General features: G+C 41.5%; 21 protein-coding genes, 1 tRNA gene and 1 pseudogene. 14 read left to right on the top strand and 9 right to left on the bottom strand.

Features of this window, described 5'->3' with window-relative positions:
• Positions 1-34: 34 nt before the first annotated feature.
• Positions 35-3,052 (bottom strand): DUF1574 family protein, encoded by a 3,018-nt coding sequence (locus tag H6G28_RS29895; RefSeq protein ID WP_190676347.1) that lies wholly within the window; start codon positions 3,050-3,052, stop codon positions 35-37.
• A 217-nt stretch (positions 3,053-3,269) separates the two neighbouring features.
• Here H6G28_RS29895 and H6G28_RS29890 point away from each other — a divergent pair, with 217 nt between their 5' ends.
• Together H6G28_RS29890 and ppc are read left to right on the top strand one after the other, a co-directional pair.
• Positions 3,270-3,509 carry a hypothetical protein gene (locus H6G28_RS29890; RefSeq protein WP_190594663.1) on the top strand — a complete coding sequence of 80 codons (240 nt, stop codon included), beginning with the start codon at positions 3,270-3,272 and terminating at the stop codon, positions 3,507-3,509.
• A gap of 100 nt (positions 3,510-3,609) precedes the next feature.
• Complete coding sequence (ppc, locus tag H6G28_RS29885; RefSeq protein ID WP_190594664.1) at positions 3,610-6,663, top strand: phosphoenolpyruvate carboxylase; 3,054 nt, start codon at positions 3,610-3,612, stop codon at positions 6,661-6,663.
• Positions 6,664-6,779: 116 nt separating this feature from the next.
• On the opposite strand, the gene H6G28_RS29880 is transcribed toward ppc, so the two are convergent.
• On the bottom strand, positions 6,780-7,151 hold the full coding sequence (locus H6G28_RS29880) for a hypothetical protein (protein WP_190676345.1): 372 nt from the start codon (positions 7,149-7,151) through the stop codon (positions 6,780-6,782).
• Between the two features lie 110 nt (positions 7,152-7,261).
• Here H6G28_RS29880 and H6G28_RS37075 point away from each other — a divergent pair.
• From H6G28_RS37075 to H6G28_RS29850, 6 genes and pseudogenes are all read left to right on the top strand, one after another.
• Positions 7,262-7,411 (top strand): annotated as a pseudogene (locus H6G28_RS37075) (DUF4090 family protein); the annotation flags it as partial.
• Positions 7,412-7,416: 5 nt separating this feature from the next.
• Complete coding sequence (locus tag H6G28_RS29870) at positions 7,417-8,328, top strand: Rpn family recombination-promoting nuclease/putative transposase (RefSeq protein ID WP_190594666.1); 912 nt, start codon at positions 7,417-7,419, stop codon at positions 8,326-8,328.
• 39 nt (positions 8,329-8,367) lie between these two features.
• Positions 8,368-8,730, top strand: a complete 363-nt coding sequence (locus tag H6G28_RS29865) for a four helix bundle protein (RefSeq protein ID WP_190676385.1) — start codon at positions 8,368-8,370, stop codon at positions 8,728-8,730.
• A gap of 128 nt (positions 8,731-8,858) precedes the next feature.
• Positions 8,859-9,164 carry a small RNA NsiR4-regulated ssr1528 family protein gene (locus H6G28_RS29860; protein WP_190676343.1) on the top strand — a complete coding sequence of 102 codons (306 nt, stop codon included), beginning with the start codon at positions 8,859-8,861 and terminating at the stop codon, positions 9,162-9,164.
• 302 nt (positions 9,165-9,466) lie between these two features.
• On the top strand, positions 9,467-10,567 hold the full coding sequence (locus tag H6G28_RS29855) for a glycolate oxidase (RefSeq protein WP_190594668.1): 1,101 nt from the start codon (positions 9,467-9,469) through the stop codon (positions 10,565-10,567).
• A gap of 60 nt (positions 10,568-10,627) precedes the next feature.
• Positions 10,628-10,711: transfer RNA gene (locus H6G28_RS29850), tRNA-Leu, on the top strand.
• Between the two features lie 855 nt (positions 10,712-11,566).
• On the opposite strand, the gene cas12k is transcribed toward H6G28_RS29850, so the two are convergent.
• The gene (gene cas12k / locus H6G28_RS29845; protein WP_190676341.1) at positions 11,567-13,486 is read right to left on the bottom strand and encodes a type V CRISPR-associated protein Cas12k; all 1,920 of its coding nucleotides are present in this window, start codon (positions 13,484-13,486) and stop codon (positions 11,567-11,569) included.
• Between the two features lie 81 nt (positions 13,487-13,567).
• Here cas12k and H6G28_RS29840 point away from each other — a divergent pair, with 81 nt between their 5' ends.
• On the top strand, positions 13,568-14,020 hold the full coding sequence (locus tag H6G28_RS29840) for a MerR family transcriptional regulator (RefSeq protein WP_190676339.1): 453 nt from the start codon (positions 13,568-13,570) through the stop codon (positions 14,018-14,020).
• Between the two features lie 139 nt (positions 14,021-14,159).
• On the opposite strand, the gene H6G28_RS29835 is transcribed toward H6G28_RS29840, so the two are convergent.
• The 6 genes from H6G28_RS29835 to H6G28_RS29785 all read right to left on the bottom strand — a co-directional run bounded on the left by H6G28_RS29835 (position 14,160) and on the right by H6G28_RS29785 (position 23,113).
• Entirely contained in the window at positions 14,160-14,831 is a 672-nt protein-coding gene (locus tag H6G28_RS29835) for a PEP-CTERM sorting domain-containing protein (protein WP_190676337.1), read from the bottom strand.
• Between the two features lie 128 nt (positions 14,832-14,959).
• Positions 14,960-19,882 carry a beta strand repeat-containing protein gene (locus H6G28_RS37065; protein ID WP_277883265.1) on the bottom strand — a complete coding sequence of 1,641 codons (4,923 nt, stop codon included), beginning with the start codon at positions 19,880-19,882 and terminating at the stop codon, positions 14,960-14,962.
• A gap of 139 nt (positions 19,883-20,021) precedes the next feature.
• The gene (locus tag H6G28_RS29800) at positions 20,022-21,122 is read right to left on the bottom strand and encodes an RNA-guided endonuclease InsQ/TnpB family protein (RefSeq protein ID WP_190592498.1); all 1,101 of its coding nucleotides are present in this window, start codon (positions 21,120-21,122) and stop codon (positions 20,022-20,024) included.
• On the bottom strand, positions 21,106-21,708 hold the full coding sequence (locus H6G28_RS29795) for an IS607 family transposase (protein ID WP_190592499.1): 603 nt from the start codon (positions 21,706-21,708) through the stop codon (positions 21,106-21,108). Before H6G28_RS29795 ends, H6G28_RS29800 begins: the two co-directional genes overlap by 17 nt.
• A gap of 59 nt (positions 21,709-21,767) precedes the next feature.
• Complete coding sequence (locus H6G28_RS29790; RefSeq protein ID WP_190676335.1) at positions 21,768-22,238, bottom strand: hypothetical protein; 471 nt, start codon at positions 22,236-22,238, stop codon at positions 21,768-21,770.
• 713 nt (positions 22,239-22,951) lie between these two features.
• A complete protein-coding gene (locus H6G28_RS29785; protein WP_190676332.1) occupies positions 22,952-23,113 on the bottom strand; it encodes a ribbon-helix-helix domain-containing protein in 162 nt (53 codons plus the stop codon).
• A gap of 172 nt (positions 23,114-23,285) precedes the next feature.
• Here H6G28_RS29785 and H6G28_RS29780 point away from each other — a divergent pair, with 172 nt between their 5' ends.
• The 5 genes from H6G28_RS29780 (at position 23,286) to vapC (ending at position 25,155) form a co-directional block, all read left to right on the top strand.
• Complete coding sequence (locus tag H6G28_RS29780) at positions 23,286-23,843, top strand: hypothetical protein (RefSeq protein ID WP_190676330.1); 558 nt, start codon at positions 23,286-23,288, stop codon at positions 23,841-23,843.
• Positions 23,840-24,142 (top strand): helix-turn-helix domain-containing protein, encoded by a 303-nt coding sequence (locus H6G28_RS29775; protein WP_190676328.1) that lies wholly within the window; start codon positions 23,840-23,842, stop codon positions 24,140-24,142. The genes H6G28_RS29780 and H6G28_RS29775 overlap by 4 nt, the downstream gene beginning before the upstream one ends.
• Before the next feature lie 89 nt (positions 24,143-24,231).
• Entirely contained in the window at positions 24,232-24,432 is a 201-nt protein-coding gene (locus H6G28_RS29770; protein ID WP_190676327.1) for a hypothetical protein, read from the top strand.
• A 64-nt stretch (positions 24,433-24,496) separates the two neighbouring features.
• Positions 24,497-24,757, top strand: coding sequence for a hypothetical protein (locus H6G28_RS29765; RefSeq protein WP_190676387.1), 261 nt, complete (start codon positions 24,497-24,499; stop codon positions 24,755-24,757).
• On the top strand, positions 24,754-25,155 hold the full coding sequence (vapC, locus tag H6G28_RS29760) for a type II toxin-antitoxin system tRNA(fMet)-specific endonuclease VapC (RefSeq protein ID WP_190676324.1): 402 nt from the start codon (positions 24,754-24,756) through the stop codon (positions 25,153-25,155). The genes H6G28_RS29765 and vapC overlap by 4 nt, the downstream gene beginning before the upstream one ends.
• Positions 25,156-25,379: the final 224 nt, after the last annotated feature.

Genomic DNA, 25,379 nt, shown 5'->3' with positions numbered 1-25,379 from the left:
ACTGAGCGGAGTCGAAGTGTACATTACTCAGCACTTACTTTGTAGGCCAAGAAATCACCGGGTCGATCGCTAATTTTTTCGAGACTTCGTAAGCACCAAAGCGATTCAGATGGCTGGGGTCAGAGAAATAGTCATTTTTCCTGGGCCAAAGTTGGCTAAAATCCCGATAAATAAAATTAGGATTTGTGGCTAACCGAATCATATATTGTTGAAATTCTTGCTCGTATTTTTTGCGAATTGGATCTAAATATTCGGCGGTGAGAGGCATATTAATAAATACGAGAGGGATTTGCTGTGCCTGCGTAAACTTCAAAACTTCTTGAAAGGCGGCATCTTGATTGCCTTCGATCTGAAATGATTTGTAGTCATTGTCATAATTACCTGTGACTCTGGGATGTTTTTGATAGTATCGCGCTGGGTTGAAACGCACAGATAAAGGTAAGAAGCCATCAAAATCAACTGATTGCAGTGAAGTTTCATCATCTGAACTTTCAGTAACCGATTCTGTTGATTGATTGTCTTTGGAATTGCGATCGCTAATTAATGGCAAACTATCCAGTTGTTGATGTAACAGAGATTTAAGCTGGTTACGATTTTGATAGGTACTGGAAAAAGCTCCTAAAATTTGATTTAACCCATTATTAATAGCTTGATAGCTAGTAACTTCATCGGTTTTTTTTGTGTTTTTTTGCTTGTCTGGTGATTTTGCTGGATTGTTAGCAGCTTCTTCATTAGCGTCAGTATTCTGGGCTTTTTCCAGGATTTTTTGATAACCGGGGGAAGCCGCGATCGCATTAAAGGTAATATCGTCTCGACCACTGTTAAAAGCGCGAGAACCATCAGCCCACAGAATCACTTTGGGTAATTCTGATACCTCCAGAACTTGACGAATAATAAAATCGACAACTTGGGCTGTTGCACCATTCACCCCAAAGTTGAACACCTGAATATTTGGGTATCCTTGTTTGGCTAAACCTTTGGCTAATGCCGCCGGGTCAACACCGCGCAAAGCCCGCGAAGAACCAATAATTAAAATATCTGGGGGACTGCCTTTAATGTTTAATTGTTGGCGGTATAAAGCTAGTTGTTCGTCTAATTGCCGCGCATTAAAACTGGGCATTTGCGATCGCGCTGCTAATAAAATTGCCGATGCTGTGGCTTTTTCTTTTAATGGTGCGGCTGTTAAATCTGTTGCTTCTGGATCATCTTCATTCACAGTAAACCCAGAAGCGTTGAAGCCAGAATTTTTCGACCCTGATAATTTCTGCCCAGAGGAATTATTCAATAATTCGATTTTTTCTTGATGTTTGGGTTTGCGTGGGGGCTTTGGTTCGGCATGGGCAGCCGCTACACTAGCCTGTGGTGGAGGTACTGTCCGCGCCACAATTTGACCGCTAATCCAATCGGTTTGCAGTGTCAGCAATAATCCTAATGTTCCCCAAACCAAAGCCACTTTCAGTCCGCCTTGTAAATCGGGGTCGGCGGCGCTTGACTGACCAGATTCAGTAAATATTTGTGTACCTAAGAGGAAATTTTTAATTGCCGTGCTAGTGCTGACAACCCAATCTCGCGCGACTTCTGTAACAAAATTTTGAACTTCTTCGGAAGTTAAATCAGGGCGAAAAATCGGTTCTTGACCGTCTTTAACTATCAATTCACCCACATATTCCGAGGTGGCGGCAAACTCTGGGGTGGCTTCGGGTACTAAACGTTGGCGTTGGACAAAATCTGCGCCATGATGCCAAACTGGTTCTTTATTACCAGCCCGACGACCGTAAACCCTCACCCCAGTGATTCCAGGTAACTTTAACTGCCGGACAAACTGGGTAACTTTATTGGCGACTTGTTTGCGGTTGGGACAGACAGGCGCATCACACATAATGTGCAGCAAGTCGCCTTTGTGAAGTAAAAGGACACGTATCCCGCCTGTTTTCAAGCGCCATTCTAAATCGGTATTGAGTAAGCGTTCTAATAAGAAATGCGTGGCTGGTTCATCGCCCCTAGTGGCTAACTCTAAAGCGGAAGTCGCCAAGGCTGGATGTTGTGCCGCAGGTAGGGAAATCCAATCAATCCAAGCTGGTTGCTTTTGGGCAGTTTTTTGACCGTATATCGTCGCGCCAAGAATGCCTTGAGGTGCGATCGCTTCTAGGTGCGATACGATGATATCCAGACATTGAGTTTTATCGGGTGCGGGTGCATCTTCTAGCGGATCAAACGCAGGGGAGCAGAAAAGGTGTAAAGTTGATTCTTTGAGAGATGCTTGGACGGTAACTTTAAATTCTAATAATACTTCTGTTAACAGCCGAGCGATCGCTTGTATATCTCCCCAACGCGCCCATTCTTTCAGCATTACCTCTGGGGGCGTTAAATCTACCCGCAGTACCCAATCATTATTTGTTTCACCACTAACTTGGGCGGTAATGACTGCATCTTGATAGCCCGTCAACTTTAATAGTCGCAGTTTTTGGGCAATGGTTTCGGCTAATAAGGAAGAATCTGGACTATAGACAGATTGACAAAAAACCCAGAGACGATTTGTGGGGGCTTGGGTTTTGTCTTTGGGTTGGTGTGGCTTAATTTTGACTTGAACTCCCACACCCAAAGAACTGAGAGTTTCACTGAGATAATGAGCGATCGCATTCGGGTCGCCGCGACGGGCTAAACTCTCATTTGATATAATTAGCGACCCACCCGGCTGTGATGCTTCCGCGTCTTTGAGGGCTTGTTCTACCTGTTCTAAATGCTTGTCTAATTGATTTAGATGTACCCGATGACACCATTCGGGGCGATTTTCGCCCTTTTTTCGCCCATAAACCAATACTTGGTATATTGAGGGTTGTTCGTTATTGGTTAAGACATCTAAATCTGTTTGCTGGAGTGCGTGAAGCAAATCAGCAAGAGTGCGCCAGCGTAGAGGACACTCTATCGCTTCACAAAGAATGTGTAGGTCATTTCCCCGCAACCGGACTTTCACCCCTAAAGTGTTAATCCCTGTTGCTTGGCTTACCCATTGCACTAATATTTGCTGGCTATCTACTAATAGTTTTTTCATGGGCAGTTAACTTTACAGGAAGCGAGTATTCGGGGGTATTGCCTGCACTTGTAAACTAGAACCATAATGTCTATCACATTTTGCTGTTTTTTTTTAACACTTTTGTTACCTTCTGTGCTTGCAAAATAGGCCAAGATAGTCTTATATCGTTGCAAGTCATACAGATTTTGAGTTTTGCGTTTCATTTTCCTCGTTCGCCAACCACCAAAAATTAGCAATGCCTCCTATCACCTCCCAATCTTCACCCAACCCCGGACTAAATCTGGTTTTGTTTAGCATTCCCCAATCTTTTATCCTCGAAATAGGTACAGCGTCTATACTACTGCTGCTGACCAGCGAAAAGTTCACACTCAAAGCCCTAGAATCTATCGGGCAAGCAAGTGAAGAATTGTTTCGCGGCGATCGCTTACCGATTCTTCCCTTTCCCAGTCACAATGAATTAACCAATAAAAGCTAAAACTTATACTTTAAAAAATAAATCGCTCATAGAAAACAATGAGCGTAAATCACAAAGTTCAAAAATGTAAACAGTAATTGGCTTTACAAGAGAAGCAAATATGAGTTCGCTTTTATACTCTGTGTCACACGCTGCGAATTATTACCCTGCATCAGAATTGTTTTTACGTCGTCGTCTCCAAATCGTTGAAGAATTATGGGAGAACGTCTTGCGGCAAGAATGCGGACAGAAAATGGTAGATTTGTTGGGGCAGTTGCGCGATTTGTGTTCGCCAGAAGGACAAGCCACCAACGACCAAGCATCCGCCGCCGTTAAACTGATTGAACAACTGAATATTAATGAAGCCATTCGGGCAGCAAGGGCTTTTGCGCTTTATTTTCAGCTAATTAACATTATTGAGCAAGAATATGAGCAGAAGCAGCAACTTACCCGCTACTCCGAAATAGACGATCAAATTACCACCACTTCTGACACCATGTCAGAAAGTACCTATTCCTCCAACGATAAAGAAGATGATGCCTTTGTCAACAAAGGTATCGGTTCAGATTTGTTGGCTAAAAGCTGGGTGGGCAAAATGCAAAATAAACAAAAAGGCACTTTTGCCACGCTGTTTCCTTATTTGTATGATTTGAATGTCCCACCCCAACAAATTCAGCGTTTAATTTCCCAGTTAGATGTGCGCTTGGTGTTCACCGCCCACCCCACAGAAATTGTCCGTCACACCATCCGCGATAAACAAAGACAAGTTGTCAATCTCCTGCAACAAATGGACGCAGTGGAAAATCGTGTTGGTGCGTATCCTTGGGAGTCAGGGGAGTTACGCGAAAAGCTACTAGAAGAAATTCGCCTCTGGTGGCGTACCGATGAACTCCACCAATTTAAACCCACAGTGTTAGATGAAGTAGATTACGCCCTGCACTACTTCCAAGAAGTCTTATTTGATGGTATTCCCCAACTGCATAAACGGTTTAAATATGCTTTGGGTAAAACCTTTGATTGGTTAGAACCGCCCCGGAAAAACTTTTGTTCCTTTGGTTCTTGGGTAGGTTCCGATAGAGATGGGAACCCCTCAGTGACACCGGAAATTACCTGGAAAACAGCTTGCTATCAGCGCAAAATGGTGCTGGAACGCTATATTCAGTCAGTCAAAAAGCTGATTGAATTATTAAGCATCTCGATGCACTGGAGTGATGTTTTACCAGATTTACTCGAATCGCTGGAATTAGACCAGTCACAGTTAAGTGATATATATGATGCTTTAGCGTTGCGTTATCGCCAAGAACCTTATCGGTTGAAGTTGTCTTATGTATTGAGACGGTTAGAAAATACCCGCGATCGCAATTTAGCATTATATAAACGGGAAACGCCCAGCAACGAAGATGCACCAATGTATCGTTCTGGGGCAGATTTCTTGGCAGAATTACGACTAATTCAACGCAATTTGAGCGAAACGGGCTTAAGTTGCCGAGAACTGGATAATTTGATATGTCAAGTCGAAATCTTTGACTTTAACTTGACACAGTTAGATATCCGCCAAGAATCGACCCGCCATTCGGATGCGCTAAATGAAATTTTGGACTATCTGCAAGTTTTACCCCAAGCATACAACGACCTCTCAGAAGAACAGCGCGTGGCTTGGTTAACTTCCGAATTGCAAACCCGCCGCCCCTTAATTCCGGCGGAATTGCCATTTTCCGAAAAAACCAACGATATCATTGAAACCTTCCGAATTTTGCGAACGCTGCAACAAGAGTTTGGTGTTAACATTTGCCAAACTTACATTATTAGTATGTGCCGTCAAGTCAGCGACGTACTAGAAGTTTTACTCTTAGCCAAAGAAGCAAGATTATTTGACCCAGCCATTGCTGTTGGCACAATTCAAGTTGTACCGTTATTTGAAACCGTAGAAGACTTACAGCGTTCCCGCAGCATTATGCGTCAGCTGTTTGAACTTCCCTCGTATCGGGCTTTATTGGCTGGCGGCTACGAAAATATTCAGCAAAGGCTTTCTGATGCTGAAGCAAATCCCCATTCCACAATTACACCCGACTTACAAGAAGTCATGTTGGGATATTCCGACAGTAACAAAGACTCTGGCTTCTTAAGTAGCAACTGGGAAATTCACAAAGCCCAAAAATCATTGCAGAAAATCGCCGAAGAATATGGTGTTGATTTAAGAATTTTCCACGGTCGCGGCGGTTCTGTGGGTAGAGGTGGCGGCCCTGCTTACGAGGCGATTTTGGCACAGCCAGGCCACAGTATTAACGGGCGAATTAAAATTACCGAACAAGGGGAAGTCTTAGCTTCTAAATATTCCTTGGTGGACTTGGCGTTATACAACTTAGAAACCGTCACCACTGCGGTAATTCAAGCCAGTTTGCTGCGGACAGGGTTTGATGATATTGAACCTTGGAACGACATTATGGAAGAACTAGCAGCGCGATCGCGGCAACATTATCGTGCTTTAATCTACGAACAACCAGATTTCATTGACTTTTTCAACCAAGTCACCCCCATTGAAGAAATTAGCCAACTGCAAATCAGTTCTCGCCCCGCACGTCGTCCTTCAGGAAAGAAAGATTTAAGCAGTTTACGGGCGATTCCTTGGGTATTTAGCTGGACACAAACCAGAGTTTTACTACCTTCTTGGTATGGTGTTGGAACAGCTTTGCAAGAATTTTTGAATGAAGAACCAGAAGAACACCTGAAATTACTCCGCTACTTTTATATGAAGTGGCCGTTCTTCAAAATGGTTATTTCCAAAGCAGAAATGACACTGGCGAAAGTCGATATCCAAATGGCGCGACACTACGTCCAGGAATTATCCAACCCAGAAGACAAAGAACGCTTCGAGGTAGTCTTTGAGCAAATCGCCAGTGAATACTATCTCACAAAAGATTTCGTCCTGAAAATCACTGGTCACACTCGACTGTTAGATGGTGATCCGGTATTGCAGCGTTCAGTACAATTACGTAATGGGACAATTGTACCGCTAGGGTTCATCCAGGTTTCATTACTCAAACGCCTGCGCCAAGCCAAAAATACTACAGCTACCTCTGGTGTGATTCACTCCCGTTACAGCAAAGGCGAATTACTCCGGGGCGCACTGTTAACCATTAATGGTATTGCTGCGGGAATGCGAAATACTGGCTGATTTGGTTTGGGGAGTCCTTTGTCAATGGTCATTCGTCCTGGTTTAGTGATCATTGACAAGGGAGACAAGGGGGACAAGGTAGAAGACTTCAGACTTCACACTTCATACTTCACACTTCAGCCCCGCGATCGCAAGTTATTCAAATTTTTCCAAGAATTGGTACTAGTATCAAAACAATGCCAAGTACCGTCCTTGGTATCCTGATAACAAAACAACGTGCGATCGCCACTGTATAAATTATCGGTTAAATAGTATACTAGCCCCCGGAATGGATATGTTTTGCGACTTAAACGTTTAGCTACAGCTTGATTGGGGCATTCCACAATAAATACTGGTTTTTTGTTCAAGTGAGCTAAAGAGAATATACACATACGCAAAATCGCTCTTAGCCAACTTTCGGAATTATCAAAATAGTCATCAATAATCCTGTTAGTTAGTGCTTTTTCGAGGGTGCGATCGTTGTTTTGAGAGATGTGAGCCTCAGACATAGCCTCACCTATTCCTATACCGATGGTTCGAGGTTAATCCAAAATTTCTCAAAATGCCAAGGGTCTAGTCCTGGTAAAATCTACCCAGAGCAAAGAAAGAGCAAATAGCCATAACTGCTGAAACTAATCAAGCAAATTCCCCAACTACAGGTGCAGATGCCATTGACCAAGCGATCGCTAAAGGGATAGATTTTGATGGAACGCCCATTCCTAGTGCCAAGCTAGACCTTTATCATCAAGTCATATATTCCCACAGCAACCCTTCATGCGCCGAGATTCGATTTTTTACAAATTATTCCAACAATCTCCTACTTTATTATTTGAACTCTTAACAAATCCTCCAGCAAATGCAGGTGAATATAAATTTGACTCAGTAGCTGTCAAAGAACCTAAGTTTGAAATTGATGGAGTATTCTTACCACCAGAAAATGCCAGTCCGGGTATTGTCTATTTCTGTGAGGTGCAGTTTCAAAAAGATGAAAAGCTTTATGAAAGAGTATTTGCAGAATCTTCGCTGTATTTTTACCGCAACCGTGACAGATTTAGTGATTGGCAAGCAGTGATAATTTATCCATCACGTAGTATTGAACAGAGTGATACTCATCCTCACAGAACATTACTCAACGGCAACCAAGTACATCGAGTATATTTGGATGAGTTGGGAGAAATTCGTTCTTTACCTTTGTGGGTAGCGGTAATGGTATTAACTACCCTAGAAGAAGAACAAGCCCCCACAGAAGCTAGGTATTTATTAGCAAGAAGTCGTCAAGAAGCTTCTTCATTAACAAGTCGTGCCATAATTGAAATCATCACGACAATCATGACATATCGGTTTGAGCAACTGAGTCTAAGAGAGGTGGAGTCAATGTTAGACATCACACTGAAGAAAACGAGAGTTTATCAGGAAATTAAAGAAGAAGTTCAAGAAGAAGCACGAGAGCAAGGACGAGAGGAAGGACGAGAGGAAGGACGAGAGGAAGGACGAGAACAAACACGAGAAGCGACAGCGAATATTATTATCAGACAATTAACCAAGCGGTTTGGAGAACTTACCCAAGAGACGCGTTCTATGGTTGCGGGTTTGCCATTGCAAATGTTGGAAGATTTGGGTGAAGCATGGCTCGATTTTACAGGCGTAGCTGATTTACAGGCTTGGTTACGGGCGCGAATTAATTAAATGTACAAAATTTGAGAGTAATTTTACTGTTTGGTGAGCATGGGCGATCGCTTGTTGTACTTTACCAAAGAAGGGCGATCTCATTTTTATTGTCTCACTGTGAGAATATGGAATCATGAGAAAAAACTTCTTCATCATACTGACCAAATTCGTCGCTCCTCTCGCTCTGTCTGTGCAAATATGGCAGAGGCTTGGAGAAACCGGCGATATAAAGCCGCTTTTGTCGCTAAACTCAATGATTGTGAAGCAGAGGCAGCAGAAATTCAAGTTTGGTTAAAGTTTGCTGTGAAATGTCAATATCTTACCGTTGAACAAGGAAGAGAACTCTACGCTCCTTACAATCAAGTCCTTAGTGGGTTAGTCAAGATGATTACCCATGCAGATGATTGGTTACTTGACTAAATTCCCAAACCTCCCACACCCCCCACACTCCCCACACCTCCCACACTCCCCACCCCCAGCCTCAACAGATAATCTTTGTGCATCAGTCCTGGTAAAATCTACCCAGAGCAAAGAAAGAGCAAATAGCCATGACTGCTGAAACTAATCAAGTAAATTCCACAACCAAGGGTGCAGATGCGATTGATGAAGCGATCGCTAAAGGGATAGATTTTGATGGAAGTCCCATTCCTAGTGCCAAGCTAGACCTTTATCATCAAGTCATGGCCTTAGAAGCAAATAGACAGCGTAGTGGCGTTTCTAATACCATGCGATCGCGGATTGTGCGAATCGGTGCAAAACATATCCCCCAACCAGAACTTGACCAAAAACTCATCGATGCTGGTTTTGCGCCCTTAAAGGAAAAAGAAATCGCCTTTTTCTACGGTGGGAAGTAATTAATTCAGGACTTACATACAAAGTTGGTCTGTCAAGAATGGGTGTAGGGATGGGTAAGGCGCACCAAGATTGTCTGTTGAGGCTGGGTGTATGGGTGTATGGGTTGGGTTTACAAAGATTGTCTGTTGAGACTGGGTATAGGAGTGTATGGGTTTTGCTCACCTAAACCCCCCGGTTACTGAGCGCAGCCGTTCGCGGAGCGTCTCGCAGAGAAGTACACCCTCACACCGTTCTCAAACACCCTCACACCCTTACACCCTTTTCAAACAATCCTCTCCCAAACCTTTGATTTTTCGTCATCATGACAGATGTCTCTTTACCCATTAACCTCTGGGAATATGAACAGTTAGCCAAACAGCATCTCTCGCAGATGGCTTTTGATTATTACAGTAGTGGTGCTTGGGATGAAATTACACTACGAGATAACCGCACTGCTTTTGAACGCATAAAATTGCGTCCTCGGATGTTGGTAGATGTGAGCGATCGCAATTTAAGCACCGCTATTTTAGGAAAGCCTTTACAACTACCCATATTAATTGCACCGATGGCGTTTCAGTGTCTAGCCCATCCCCAGGGAGAACTAGCCACAACCTTAGCCGCAGCTACCGCAGGTGTGGGTATGGTCTTGAGTACAATGGCTACCAAAAGCTTAGAAGAAGTTGCGGCGGTAGGTTACAAACATAATGCCTTGCAATGGTTCCAACTGTATATCCATAAAGACCGAGCCTTAACGCGGAATTTAGTAGAAAGAGCTTACGCCGCAGGTTATCAAGCCCTGTGTGTAACTGTGGATGCGCCAATTTTGGGACGACGAGAGCGAGATGTGCGGAACACCTTTAGCTTACCCCCTGGATTGCAATTGGCGAATATTACCAATATTTCCGGGTTGAATATTCCCCAAGAATCAGCAGAATCTGGATTGTTTACTTATTTTGCCCAGCAATTAAACCCGGCTGTAACTTGGCATGACTTGGAATGGTTGCAGTCCTTATCGCCACTACCTTTGGTACTCAAAGGTATTTTACGCGCTGATGATGCGATGCGAGCAGTTGAGCATGGAGCCAAAGCAATTGTAGTTTCTAATCATGGTGGCAGACAACTCGATGGTGCGATCGCCTCTTTAGATGCACTGGCTGAAATAGTTGCTGCTGTAGATAATCAAGCCGAAGTGCTAGTAGATGGCGGGATTCGTCGTGGTACAGACATCCTCAAAGCCTTGGCTTTAGGCGCAAAAGCTGTTCTAATCGGTCGCCCCGTACTCTGGGGATTAGCTGTAGCAGGACAAGTTGGCGTATCCCATATCATCTCCCTGCTACAAGATGAATTAAGTGTAGCGATGGCTCTGAGTGGCTGCACATCCATACAAGATATTGACCCTAGTTTAGTCACTTTCAAACACTAACCCGCAAAATTACTTGCAGAGAAGTTGATGGATATGCTATATTAGGAAAGTTGCACCCAAGGGCGGGTGGCGAAACTGGTAGACGCACCACACTCAAAATGTGGCGACCTTGCGGTCATAGGAGTTCGATTCTCCTCCTGCCCATTATTAAAACTATTTTGTTACCCTTAGCTGTTGTTTTACAGTGACTTATTATTTGTCATCGGTGACACATTATTGTCGTTGGTGACAAATTCTTGTCTTCTTAGGCTCAATCCCGGTTGTAGGGAACTAGTGACAAATTATTGTCAGCTTTAATATGCTTTTCATTAGCATACTTCTTAAAGTAACTGCTCAAATAAGCTTTGTAAACTTGATTTTGCAAAAAAATATATAGTAAGAGAATCGAACTCCTATCTTTCAACCCTCGATTTAAATTGGCAATCTCTCAATTACAAGTCAATCTTTTAACCTATCCTGTGCTATTAGAGTTATTGTCTCTTGACCACTGTGATGTATGGAAGAGAATACGATTATCGCTTTCAACCCACCCTGTACTAGAAGGGTTGTTGTCACAACCTAGCTCTAAAACACTGTGCGGCAAAGTTTCTAGATATCTCTAGCGCGGATGTTTTCCAATTTTCTATTTGCGCCTCAGCCTAAAAAATCATGTTCTGGTAAAAAACGATGAAATTCAGTCTGGACAAGCAGTTTGGAACTGACGCGGAACTCTTCAAAATTTTGCCTTAATTTAAGCCCTTCAAATAAAGAATTAGGGAGGGTTCCCCCTTGATCGGGGGTGATTTAGTAGCCACTACAGCAGTACATCCGCGCCCTTATTGCTGGGAGCGCACCTATCCTATCCGAAGATAGCAGCATCAGGGTGAGCAGCTACCAGGGTCAGAAAGCAAGACTGTATTGCTACAGTCAAACTAACCCTCATTTAACACAGTTTAGAGGCTGCAAGCAGCATGAACTGCGGCGCTATTGATTATTTTATTGTCAAGGTTCAGATATTTGTCAACTTCGCCTAGCTAGGCGGAGATTATAAGCACAGAGGGCTAATTCTTTTGCTTTATCCTGGGGGCTGCCACGAACAGGTTGTTGTCCTTCCTCAATCACAATTCCTATCTGAGCAGCTTTACTTTGAATGCTTTGGATTAATCTGCCATAGCTCCATGAATGGACATTGACTCGATATTGTTTGGCGTATTTTTGCTGGATTTCTACGGAGCCGGGACATTTTGTTTCAGCTATGGCTTGAATTTCACTTTGGAGAATCTCTCGCATATCTCCTAATTTAGGCAAAACTATACTACCAGCTTTGTAAGTTTGCGCGATCGCTACAATTTCTTTAGCTAATAATCTGTCTACATACTGTCCTAACTCAGATGTACCAAACTGATTAGGAGAAAAACTTTTTTGTGCTTTATGGCGTTCGTGGGATAACGAACGCTGTTGTCGTCGCTGACGATTTAGCAAGTCATAATTGTCCCCTAGTAATTGCCTGATGCTATGGTAAGCCAAAACTTTGTTTGCGATCGCATCTACTACAGCTATAGTTGCAGGTTTTTCTAACCCCAAGCTTACTCCAACCAATATGTGTGATTGACCTTGGTACAGGGGTTTACTAGGACGCTCGAAGGAATTATTTATGCGAGTTAGTGTAGATTGTTTACGCTGAATAAAAGCTTGCTGAGTAATACTCAAATCTGTCTTCTCATTCATCTTGGTGATGAATTTGGTAATCTCGTGTGCTTTCTCTTGGCGAACTTGTTCTGTTCCTTCAGCAGTCCAAAGGCGAGTATCAACACAGCAATAAAGGGTCAATCGGTTAATTTGCCAAGGTTCACCTTTACCTTCACCTTGTTGCCAAGCTAAACGACTATTTCTGAGAGTGAACAAACCACTAGAATGTTGATTTTTGCTTTGGCGTTTAGTCTGTTGGTCTTCTAAGAAGCGTTTAAACCAATGTAGTTGACGGCGATCGCAGTACACTTCAAAAGTTAAATCACTCAAGCCGTTGAAGTGAACACACAGCCTACCTTTTTCGTTTTTTGACCAAACAAGGTCTTCGTTAGTTTCAAAAATCAAGGGAAATGGCAGAGAACTTGACTGAGTTAACAAAATATCTTGCCAGCGTTTAGCTTCGGCATTGTCTTCTGGAACAGTTGTTGTAGCAGTAAAAAGTGTTTCTAACCATTTAACATTGGTTAAGTCCCGACCTTTAGGAATTCGACTTGTTAGTTTTTCTGTGAGTCTTTGAATTTGGATTTCTAATTTACGGCGGCGTTTGGCAAATTTTTCTGAGTCTTCTTCTTTATTATTGAGTTTGCAGCCATTTTTCAGCAGATAGCTAATAGCACTACGACTGAGTATCTCGTCAGTTTGTTTGTAAGCGTCAAATAATTTATGAGATAAACTCCTGTCAAGACTGGAAGTGGATGAATTTTTTGATTTCTTTGTCTTTCTTCTTTTAGTGTCAGGAGTATTATAGTCAGATTCTGGTGTAGCTATTGCCAGAATTTCAGCAGCTTTAGTACGAATAGCCTCTAAGCTGCAACCACTAATTTCTACTAATTCAGCATCACTGTTAAGCATTTCTAGCCAGCGTATTTTGCCGTCAAGCTGCTGCTGTAGGCGTTTTTGAATGGTTAACCAGGATTTGTAGATGTAATCCACAACATGAATTGCAGATAAATACAAACGGCTTGGTTGTCCTGCAAAACGAGGGTCAGTTTTTAGAGATTGGCAAAGTTTGTTAACCACAGTTGAGGGCAGTGTGCCATTTTTTCGCCACTTCTCAAAATCTGGATGTTTACTAAGCTTTTGAAGCAGTTCGTTAATTAAGGGTGTGTTTAATTCTGCCATCAACTTCCAGAGTTGTTGGCGGGTAGATTCACTGGTAACTAGACGACACTGAATAGTAATTTGGCTCATGAAATTAGAATAGCACATAAACACATAATGTTATTTAAAAATATGATGTGTTTATGATCAGGCTTCTATAGGATGTATCTTATGGAAGACAAGTTCTACACAAGCACAGAAGCATCAGAAATTACTCATTGCTCTCGCCGCCAGTTACAGTATTGGCGAGAGAAGGGAGTTATAGTACCTACGGTTAACAGTAGTGGCAAAGGTCGTAATGTTTACTACTCTAAAGCTGATCTACTGGCATTAACAGTAATGGAGCAGTTGCTGTCAATTGGTTTAAATTTTGAGGTTTGCCATGCAGCATTGGAAACACTGCGGAAAAAGGAACCTTGGTTATTTGATGAGTCTGTTCCAGAAGAAAAGATGAAGCAGCTAATGTTATTACCGACGCGATCGCCTGAACAACCTTTACAATTGGCAGAGTTCGACAAGCAAGTTGCACTAGAAGCACTTTGTCATGGACAAACTGTGATTCCATTTTGGGGCGATCGCATTCATCAACAATTAAGGGAGAATCTTAAAAGCTTCAGTAGCTAACTTGAGTGAAAGATTTTGAATAATGCAAGGAGCGATCGCTTCCAGCTTACTTTGATTACTGGCTGTGGCGATCGCTCTCATCCTTAGCTAATTGAACTTAAACCGCTAAATTAGCGAAAATTGTACTTTCTTTGCTGATTTAATTAGGCTGTTTTGATGTGTTATATCTTCTTCTCAAGAAAACTGCAAACCCACTAGCCAAAATAGAACTGAGTGTAGTTAAAGGTTCAGGCACTGGTTGAGCATTGGGATTTGTTAACGAAGCATTTGTTAACGACAATATTGATGAGCCAGCAGTGTCATCCACATCAACAATACCAATACCAATGTTGTAGATGCCAGATGTAGCAAATGTATAGCTAAAAGGGGAACTTCCCGTTAGTGGGATAATTGAGTTGCTAATGGTAACAAAGGCGCGATCGCTGGAAACAGTATCATAAGTTAAAAATGAATAATCAAAGCTGAAAACATCCCCTGCCAGGACATTTAAAGCTCTGTTAATCGCAGAACCTTCGGTGGCATCAAGACCAAGATCACCTAGATTGAGAGCTAAAAAAGTTTCTAAGTCACTAATATAAGTAGGGTTACTGCTGGAAACATTGTAGTTGTTAAAATCGTCACTGCCATCAGCCACAGCATTGGTTAGTGTCGCTTGGTTGGGAACTGCAACCACATCACCTGATTTGTCCCAAGTGCTGAAATCAAGACTAACAGCAAGAGAAGGAGAGACAACAGTAAAACCGCTCAAGCTCAAGAAGCCAAAAACCACTGCCTTCTGAATTTTTTGTTTAAGAGCATTTGCATTCAACATAGTAAGACTCCTACAAATTTATGAACAAGTTGTGTGAATGAATATCTGAGTAGCTATTAGTTGGAAAGATTGAATGTGAGTAATCCCTAGCCATTCCATCTCTTACTAGAATGGCTAAGGATAAAGCCCTAAAATACAAAATTGTTGGGGTTATTAAGAGAGCCAGTACCAGCTACGTTCACTGTAATAAATGGTCGGAAGATGTCATTACCTGTGGGGCCATCAGCATCAATTTGTACGTTAAAGCTACTGTTACTACTACCCTGCACGACTCTCACATAGCCTTCAGTTATGGCATTGTTGCCGTTGTAGCCTCCTGCTACTAGGCTATCGAGCAGTTGGGTAAATACAATCTTGTCTTTGCCTACCTCAAAATCTGTAATTGTGTCGCCGCGATCGCGGATGTTAGTGTAAACAAATTCGTCATTACCGCCACCACCGATTAGTGTATCTGCACCTTGTAAACCGATGATGCGATCGCTGTTGTTAGTGCCAATCAAAACATCACGCCTTGGTGTACCAATAATTTCATTGGGCTGATTGGCAGGATTAACAGTAACCGCTACTGTGGCTGTACTCGTACCACCATTGCCATCACTGACTGTGTAATTGAAACTTGCTCCGCCACTAAAATTCAGAGTAGGAGTAAAAACAATATTGCCTTGTTCTATGTTGAATACAACACTACCATTAGTGCCATTGTTAACACCAGTGATGCTCAAAGAATCACCGTCAATATCACTGTCATTTGCTAGTAAGTCGGCAATAGAGAGCGTTAGCGGAGTGTTTTGGTCGGTAGTGGCGGTGTCGTCAGCAGCGATGGGTGCATCGTTGACGTTGATAATTTCTAAGTCAAAGACATCTTCAACGCTTGCGCCAGCATTGTCTGTGGCTGTTAATTTGATGCTCAGAATGCCAACATCACTGTTGGTTGGTGTGCCACTGAATGTCCGTGTGGCGGCATCAAAGTTGAGCCAAGTTGGTAAAGAATTACCATTAACTAAATTTGCTGTGTAGCTTAAACTATCACCTGCGTCTACATCATTGAAAGTGTTGGCATCGAAGGTGAAGTTAAAAATTTCATCTTCTAACACTGTTTGGTCAGAGATCGCATTTTCTACTGTTGGTGCATCATTAACGGGGTTAACGGTGACAGTGAAGATATCATCGATGAATTGTCCGTTAGCTGTACCTCGGATAGTTATTTCTGCCGTGCCTGATTGATTTTCTTGATAATCAAGGATTAGTTGATTATTTACAATAGTTGCAGTGACTAAACTGGTGTTGTTGTTAGTAAATACTGATTTAGCAATCCCATCTCCATCTATATCACTGAAAACGTTGGTTAAGTCAATTACAGTATTGTCTGCATCTTCGTTAACGCTGAGGTCAGCGATCGCATTTTCTACTGTTGGTGGATCATCAACGGGGTTAACGGCAACAGTGAAGATATCATCGATGAATTGTCCGTTAGCTGTGCCTCTGATAGTTATTTCTGCCGTGCCTGATTGATTTTCTTGATAATCAAGGATTAGTTGATTATTTACAATAGTTGCAGCGACTAAGCCTGTGTTGCTGTTAGTAAATACGGATTTAGCAATCGCATCTCCATCTATATCACTGAAAACGTTGGTTAAGTCAATTACAGTATTGTCTGCATCTTCGTTAACACTGAGATCAGCGATCGCATTTTCTACTGTTGGTGGATCATCAACGGGGTTAACGGCAACAGTGAAGATATCATCGATGAATTGTCCGTTAGCTGTGCCTCTGATAGTTATTTCTGCCGTGCCTGATTGATTTTCTTGATAATCAAGGATTAGTTGATTATTTACAATAGTTGCAGCGACTAAGCCTGTGTTGCTGTTAGTAAATACGGATTTAGCAATCGCATCTCCATCTATATCACTGAAAACGTTGGTTAAGTCAATTACAGTATTGTCTGCATCTTCGTTAACACTGAGATCAGCGATCGCATTTTCTACTGTTGGTGCATCATTAACGGGGTTAACGGTGACAGTGAATATATCATCGATGAATTGTCCGTTAGCTGTACCTCGGATAGTTATTTCTGCCGTGCCTGATTGATTTTCTTGATAATCAAGGATTAGTTGATTATTTACAATAGTTGCGGTGACTAAACTGGTGTTGTTGTTGGCAAAAACAGATGTGATAATCGCATCTCCATCTATATCACTGAAGACGTTGGTTAAGTCAATTACCGTATTGTTTGCATCTTCGCTAATACTGAGATCAGCGATCGCATTTTCTACTGTTGGTGGATTATCAACTGGTATTTGTTCATTATCCACAATCGTCACAACAGCTGTACTCTGTTCGCCAATTGTCACACCACCTGTGGGGTTGGTAAGGCTGAGTGTGATGGTTTCTTCACTTTCAAATTGCGTGTCATCAATTATGGGAATCGTGACAATTTTTGAGGTTTCGCCATTAGCAAAGTTAACAGTAATGGGCGTATTGTCGTAGTCATTAGGTTCTGTTGCAGTTCCGTTGCTGGGGATTAAAGTAATGCTAACTTCACCATTATTTCCGCCAGTACGAATGAGGGTGACGGCAGTAATAGGTGTACCATTTTCATTAACACTATAATTAGCGTCACTGAAAGAAATTACCCCTGGTACAGCATCATTATCAATAATTGTTAATGTCGCGGTGTTTTGTGCGCCAATGGTCGCCCCATTAGTAGGATTAATGAGAGTTAAATTAATAGTTTCGTCTGGTTCAAATACTCCATCATTCACAATAGGAATATTCACCGTTCTCGAAGTCTCGCCATTAGCCAAATTAACAGCAATAAAACTGCTGTTATAGTCTTCTGGATTCGTTGCTGTACCATTGCTTAAGCTAACAATTGCACCAACTACACCGTCACTTCCTCCAGTCCGAGTGACAGTGACAGCAACAATTGGTGTGCCATCTTCATTGATGCTGTAGTTTGCTTGAGAGAAGGCTAAAACACCTGGAATCGCGTCATTATCAATAATGGTTAATGTCGCTGTTTGTTGACTACCTAATGTTGCTCCATTTGTGGGATTTGTCAGAGTTAAATTAATCGTTTCGTTGGCTTCAAAAACACCGTCATTAATAATCGGAATTGTGACTAATTTGCTAGTTTCTCCATCTGCAAAATTAACAACGATATTCTGATTGTTGTAATCATCTGGTGCGATCGCTGTACCATTTGTTAAGGCAATGGTGGCACTTACCTCTAAATCACTACCACCAGTACGAGTGACGGTGACAGCAATAACAGGTGTGCCATCTTCATTGACACTGTAGGTAGACCGACTAAAAGCCAGAGTTCCCGGTACGGGTGAATCATTATCAACAATGGTGAGGACGGCTGTATTTTGTTCTCCCAAGGTAACACCAGTACTGGGGTTAGTTAGGGAAAGGTTAATGGTTTCGTTGGGTTCAAAACTACTGTCATCAACAATGGGGATGGTAACAATTTTGCTGCTTTCTCCATCGTTAAAGGTTACGGAGATGGGAGCATTATTGTAATCTGCCGGGGCTGTTGCTGTACCATTGGTTAGGCTCAGGATAACGCTAATTTGACCAACGGTGCTACCAGTGCGGCTGAGGGTAACTTGGGCTGTGCCGTTTTCGTTAACGCTGTAAGTTCCACTGCTAAAAGCGACTTCATTGACTGGGGCAACATATTCAAAGGCACTGGAAGTAAGATTTAATCCGGTAACATTTTGGAAGATGGCAATTAATTCATCCGGTTCGCTACCAGCTTTGTCAACAAAGAGATTAGTATTGCTACCAGAGACTTCTAGGCGATAGTTACTAGCCGAACCCTGTAACTGCACCTTATCTTCGTTGGGGTTAAAGTCGGTGATGGTAGCGAGATCATTGCTGCCGTTAGTGGAAATATTGCGATCATCGTAGTAAATGTTAGCACTATCGCCTAGGATAAAGCGATCGCTCCCCGTCCCTCCGCTTAGGTTGTCTCTTTCACCGATTCCAGGGTTGTTGCTGTTGGCATTAACTCCAATGAGGGTGTCATTTCCCGCTTCACCAAAGAGTTGGTCATTCCCCGCACCACCAATGAGGGTGTCATCTCCACCACCTCCACGCAAATCCGCAGAACTGGAGGCACTGACATTGATGTTATCGTTACCTGCTCCACCTTGGAAATCGAATTGTTCTACTCCTTGTACCGTTGCACCTGTGGAAAATGTGCCAGTCCCATTGTTATCTGTGTAGCTGAGGCTCAAACCTGCATTGCCAGAGGTGAATTCTAGCCTATCCGTCCCTGCACCACCAATATATGTATCGACTTCGATGGTTTCTCTAGTGCCAAAGCGATTACCAAAGTTATCATTACCATCTCCCCCATCCACGATGTCATTGCCTGCACCGCCATAAAGGAAGTCATTGCCTGCATTGCCTACTAGATTGTCATTCCCCGCTTCACCAAAGAGTTGGTCATTCCCCGCACCACCAATGAGGGTGTCATCTCCGCCACCTCCACGCAAATCCGCAGAACTGGAGGCACTGACATTGATGTTATCGTTACCTGCTCCACCTTGGAAATCGAATTGTTCTACTCCTTGTACCGTTGCACCTGTGGAAAATGTGCCAGTCCCATTGTTATCTGTGTAGCTGAGGCTCAAACCTCCATCGCCAGAGGTGAAATTCAGCCTATCTGTCCCTGCACCACCAATGTATGTATCGACTTCAATGGTTTCTCTGGGGCCGAAGCGATTGCCAAGGTTATCATCACCATCTCCCCCATCTAGGGTGTCGTTCCCTGCACCGCCAAAGAGGAAATCATTCCCTGCACCACCGTTTAGGGTGTCATTCCCTGCTTCACCGGAGAGGTTATCATTACCGCCCAAACCCTGAATAAAATCATCTCCGGCTGTTCCTGTTATGTTGTCATTCCCTGCCGTTCCGATAAAATCTTGCTTTTCTATCTCAATAACCTGCCCATCCAAGGTAATTAATTCTTGGTCATTTTCCGTCTTTAGTTGCTGTAGAGTATCTTGAGACAGACTTTCCGTTATATAAAACTTACTCAAACTTATCTATTTAGACTTTTCTAGAAAAGATAACTTGTACTAAATAGAGTTCGATGTTTACTTTCTGCTTCACTCTGGTAATGTCGGCATTATCCAGTCCACAGACTAACACTGTCTAACTGACAGCACTTCGACAGGCTCAGAGTGCCACTTTTGACAAATCAATCTTTGATAAATTGATTGCTGCGTTGAAATCTCTATCACACTCAAATCCACATTTTTCACATTTAAAAACTCTATCACTGAGTGTGAGATTTTCTTTTTTAGTTCCACAATTGGAACAGGTTTTAGAACTTGGATACCATCTATCAACTATTACAAGTTCGGAACTATATAATTCACACTTGTAAGTTAGTTGACGACGAAATTCATAAAACCCCATATCGGAAATAGCTTGTGCTAACTTTCTGTTAGCTAACATTCCAGATACATTTAAATCCTCAATTACTACTTTGCTGTGGTTCTTAGCTAATAGTGTGGTGAGTTTATGTAATGTATCTTTACGGATATTAGCTATCTTCAGATGTAACTTAGCTATTTTTAATTGGGCTTTTCTCCAATTATTTGAATTGATAATTTTATTTCGATTTAACCATTGGAGCCTACTTAATTTAGATTCATATTTTTTGTAAGATTTTGCACCTTCTATTATTTCACCTGTTGATAAAGTAGCTAGGTTTTTTACGCCTAAATCTACTCCAACAATACTATTCACATTATTTTCTTGTTTTTCTATATCCAACCTAAAACTGATAAACCATCGATCAGCTTTACGACTGATAGTTACTGATTTAATTTCTTTCTGAGGCAATCTCTCATAAGTTTTTAGAACTCCTATTTTTGGTACTTGAATTTTATGAGAACCTAAGACTTTTACAGTACCTTCCAAGGTAAAACTATCATGTTTACCTTTCTTTTTGAATTTTGGTACTCCTGATATTTTCTTAAAGTACCTATCCCATGCTGTTTTTAAAGCTCTTAGTGCCTCTTGTGGTGCTGATTTTGAATATTGATAATACCAAGAGTTTTCCGACTTAACTAATGCTACTAACCATTTGTGTAACTCTATAGCTGTAGGAAATTTTATTTTAGAATCAGGATATTGTTTGTTGTGATCAAGTATTTGCTTGGTTAGTGCTAAACCCCAATTCCAAGCATGACGAGCAACACCGCAATGTCCTATCAATTGAGTACGCTGATCATTATTTATGTTTAACTCAGTTTTAAATCCTATCAGCAACTTCTTTTAGTTCCTCGATAATTTTCTTGTTTTTGTGGCTTCTAGAACCGTAAAGTCTTGCTGAAAATACTGTAATTATCTCTAGAACATCTTGAGCTAAATCTTCTTCAAAAGTAGCATCTTCAGTTCGGTTAATAATTACAATTTCAGTACCAAAATGTTCACAAAGACTAAAAATTAATTCACTACCAAATCTTATCAGTCTATCTTTGTGGGTTAAAACAAGACGTTCAACTTTACTATCAACAATTAATCGGATTAATCTTTTCAATCCTTTTTTACTGTAGTTTAAACCTGAGCCTAAATCTTCTATGATTTCAAATTGCCAACCATTTTGATAACAAAATAATTCAACGACTTGTTTTTGTCTTTCTAGGTCTTCTTTCTGGTCATGACTAGAAACTCGACAATAACCAATTGTGTAAGACAAATCGGGTTTAATTCCTAGCAATTGAGCTAAATCATATCTTCTATGACCACTAGCTGTTCTCTCAGGAATTAATTTACCTTCAGATTCCCACCTTCTAAGCGTGGAAACACTTACACCTTTTAATTTTGCTGCTTCCGATATTGACAATTTACTCATATAAACACTATAGCCTAGATTTTAGGTAGATATGAGTAAAATTAGATAGAAAATTTTACTCAGTTATTAGCCCCCTGCACCAATGCCGAGAAAATCGCCCCCTCATCTCCAGCACTATCACTGTTATTCAAAACACTATCAACTCGATGCCCAATTTCCTCTAACAGCAACCCAACAAAATTCTGTGGATTCGCCTGATTTACCTGCAAAAACTCCCAAGACAGATAAATTCGGTTAGTAAATGCGCCATAAGCCCCATTTGCACCATTGATATCTGCTGCATTGCGAATGGCTATCGTGGGAACAATACTCAAATCTCCTGCCAACCATGCTGTTCTTAAAGAGTCAGTATCTGCCGTATCTCCAAAAGCTACTGCGATTTTTTGAGCAAATTCTGGTTCACCAGCAAAAGCCTGTAATCTTTCTTGCACCAGAATCAGAGCTTGTTCTAAAGCTACTAATGTAGTTGTGTCAACACTCAAGGGAGATTCGACAACTAGATTGTTATGAAGGATGTAAGTATTATTCATAATCCGTAATTCCTAAATTTAAACAGCCAAAGTTAATCAAGAATTCTGAGATGATTGCTCATCTGCTTGCACAGTTTCGATATATTGTCAAAAGGTTGGATTTAGTACGGCGATCGCAATACCCAACACCTCAACTTTCTTTGCCTTTGAATCTTGAAAGTCAACAAATATGATGTTATTAACCTTATGTAGATTAACTAGCTTTTTTAAGTTGAAATAGCCAATTAATCCACTGAATAGGGAACTCAAAATCTACAGACAAAAATACAATTAGACGCATAAAATCACGGTCATTTTGTTAATGACCGTTCCAAACGTACTTATAAAATAGGTAAAGCTCACTTCAGCAAACAATATCATTGTTTTTAAATCCAACCTAGTATTTTTACGTAAACTTTATATCTTTTATAAAGGAAAAATTTAAGTATTTTTTATCCAACCAACAAATAATAATTGCAGCTTTTACAGTATTTATCCTAGAAAATGCCAGCAATTAGGCAGTTGCTACTTATAACTTTCACAATTAAATAGGCTAACTTGTGGTAATGTATACATTCTTTGGGATACACCAACACTCTCTATTAGCTTGTGAAGCGATGCCTAAGCATTCTCCTAACTTAGATGCGATCGCCAATGTTAGAGTTTAGGCGATCGCACTCTCCCAACTTTTGAAAACTTATCAAGATGCGATCGCCTCTTCAACCAATTACAAATTATTTCGGCGTAATAGTCCCGTCATTCTGAGCTTGTTTAATCGCTCGTTTCAAAATTAACACCGCCATTTGAGACAAAGAACGCTCCTCTGCATCAGCCAATTGTTGCAGGGCTTCTTTATCTTCTTCTTCCATATAAATAGTTACAGTTACTTTTGCCATATCATTATCATCAGCAATTTTACTTGTTTTTATGTTAAATACATTAAAAAACACTAATTAACATAAAAACACTTCATTTTAGCGTATAATTACTTATAAGTCAAAAGCCAGCCATCAACTTTCTCAGGGCGGATGCTGGCTTTTGGCCCCCATATCACAGGAGACATATACAATGTTAAAGCCTGTTAGCTATAAAACAGATCAACACCGAGCTTATCAACAAGCTTTAGATGATTTCGGCATTACAGAATTACTAGCCAACCTCAAAAACTACTCTGACGCAGACTTTGATAGCACCTGGATGCAACTCCAGCAGCAAGAAATAGAAACTCTAGCGGCAATTCTGATTTCTGCGTTAACTGAGAGTATTGATGGTAAATTGATTGCCGCTTATCTCCATCTCATCCGGCACAATCACCAAGATATAGCCCCAGGTTTGATTAACCTCAAATACCCAGACGCATCTATTGAGCTTCCCACTAACTTTCCTGAAGTAGCCAAAACACCCAGATTTTTATATGGCGATCGCTTGCATTGGCTCTCAACTGAAAGCGATACTGACTGGGGTATTGTCATTGGTCGATTTTATAGCTTTGCAAGCGATCGCTGCTGCTGGAGTTGGTGCTACCTGATCTGGTTGAGTAAAGATAGCCCCAGTGCAGCTTGGATATCTGCGGATATTGCTTGGGAGGAAGATTTAGAACCAATCAGTGAGGAAACAGAGTTATGAATCCTCACCCACTCAAGCAGCGAGAGCAAGATTTGATGCAGTTCTACAGTTATTGCCAGTTGGGTATGACTCCCAAGCAGTTTTACACCAAGTGGCAAGTGAATTACGAAGAAATGGCGCAGATTTGCTCTCGCTCCCTGTCCACCGTGCGACGCTGGTTTGCCAGAGGTAAAAACTACCGCCGCCCCATGCCAGCCGATTTACGCCACCTTGCACTGATGAACTTTCTACTGGAACACTTTGAAGAGATTCCCGAAGAACTTTTGAAGAACCTGTGTTTCCCAGACGAAAGTGAGTAGAAATTGCATCTAATTGCAATATCAAAATGATATTTCTTGCCAGCCTATATCTCAGTAGGCTGGCTTTTATGCTTTTTCTTTTGACTTTTATGACATATCTTGAAAGGCTCAATCCTTGGTGTATAGTCCGGCTTTTACCTAATATGCAAAACCAGATTGTCGCTCGTTTTCGTCGCCGCAGCGATGCCGAAGCTCATTTACAAGTTTTGCGCCGACTTATTCCTAGTGCCAAGTTTACAATCATTTTCGATGTGGGGTTAGAACAAAAAGACTTGACGGCTTTAAAGTAAGTAGCGATGCCTGGGTTGTAATACGCCAAAGTAAAATGAAATTATCCTCCACTTAAGCCTCATCATGGTTGCCCCAGAACTTGAACAACAACTCCTTCAGCTTTCACCTGACGATAAACTTTATATTATTCAAATCCTGGCACAAAGCCTGACTACACACAATCACAACATCCATTTACTAAAAACCCTTATCGAGTCTCTACAACCAGCAATTCCAGCCGAAATTGCTGAATATCCCCGTCCTCAATTCTATGGATGTATCCAAGATGAAACATTCTTCCGCCATCCCCAAGGACAACAACCAGAACGCGAACCAATCCTGTGAAATTCCTGCTCGATACTAACACCTGCATTATCTATATGCGGGGTAAAAATTCTACTTTGAAACAGAAATTAGAATCTACTGCCACTAAAGATATTGCTGTTTGCTCAATAGTCAAAGCAGAACTATTTTATGGTGCAATGAAAAGTGCTAACCCACAACGGAATCTTACTTTACAACTGCAATTTTTAGCTCAATTTATATCACTACCCTTTGACGATTTAGCAGCAACAACATTTGGTACAATTCGCTCTCAACTAGAAGCTGTAGGTACTCCCATTGGAGCGTATGATTTACAAATTGCAGCGATCGCACTGACAAATAACTTAACCCTCATTACCCATAACACTAGAGAATTTCAACGCATTCATAATTTGTTGATTGAGGATTGGGAGATATAGCGATAAGCCTAATGGCATAGCTTCGCTTACCGCCTAAATCACCATTGCGTAGGCGTAGCCAGCCGCAGCGATCGCTTTGTTACAGTTGCGGTTTTTAATTGCAATAGCTACCATTGGTGACAAGTTAAGGAAAAGGAGAAATTGTCAAGTGTGGTATTTGCAGTGGTCAAAAATCGTGTAAAACTCAATCTAGACAAGTAATTGAGCGATTGATAACAGCCATG

This window comes from Nostoc sp. FACHB-190 (genome assembly GCF_014696905.1).
Classification (GTDB): Bacteria; Cyanobacteriota; Cyanobacteriia; order Cyanobacteriales; family Nostocaceae; genus Nostoc_B.
The sequence above is the reverse complement of the archived record's forward strand: the minus strand, read 5'-3'. Positions and strand labels throughout refer to the sequence as shown.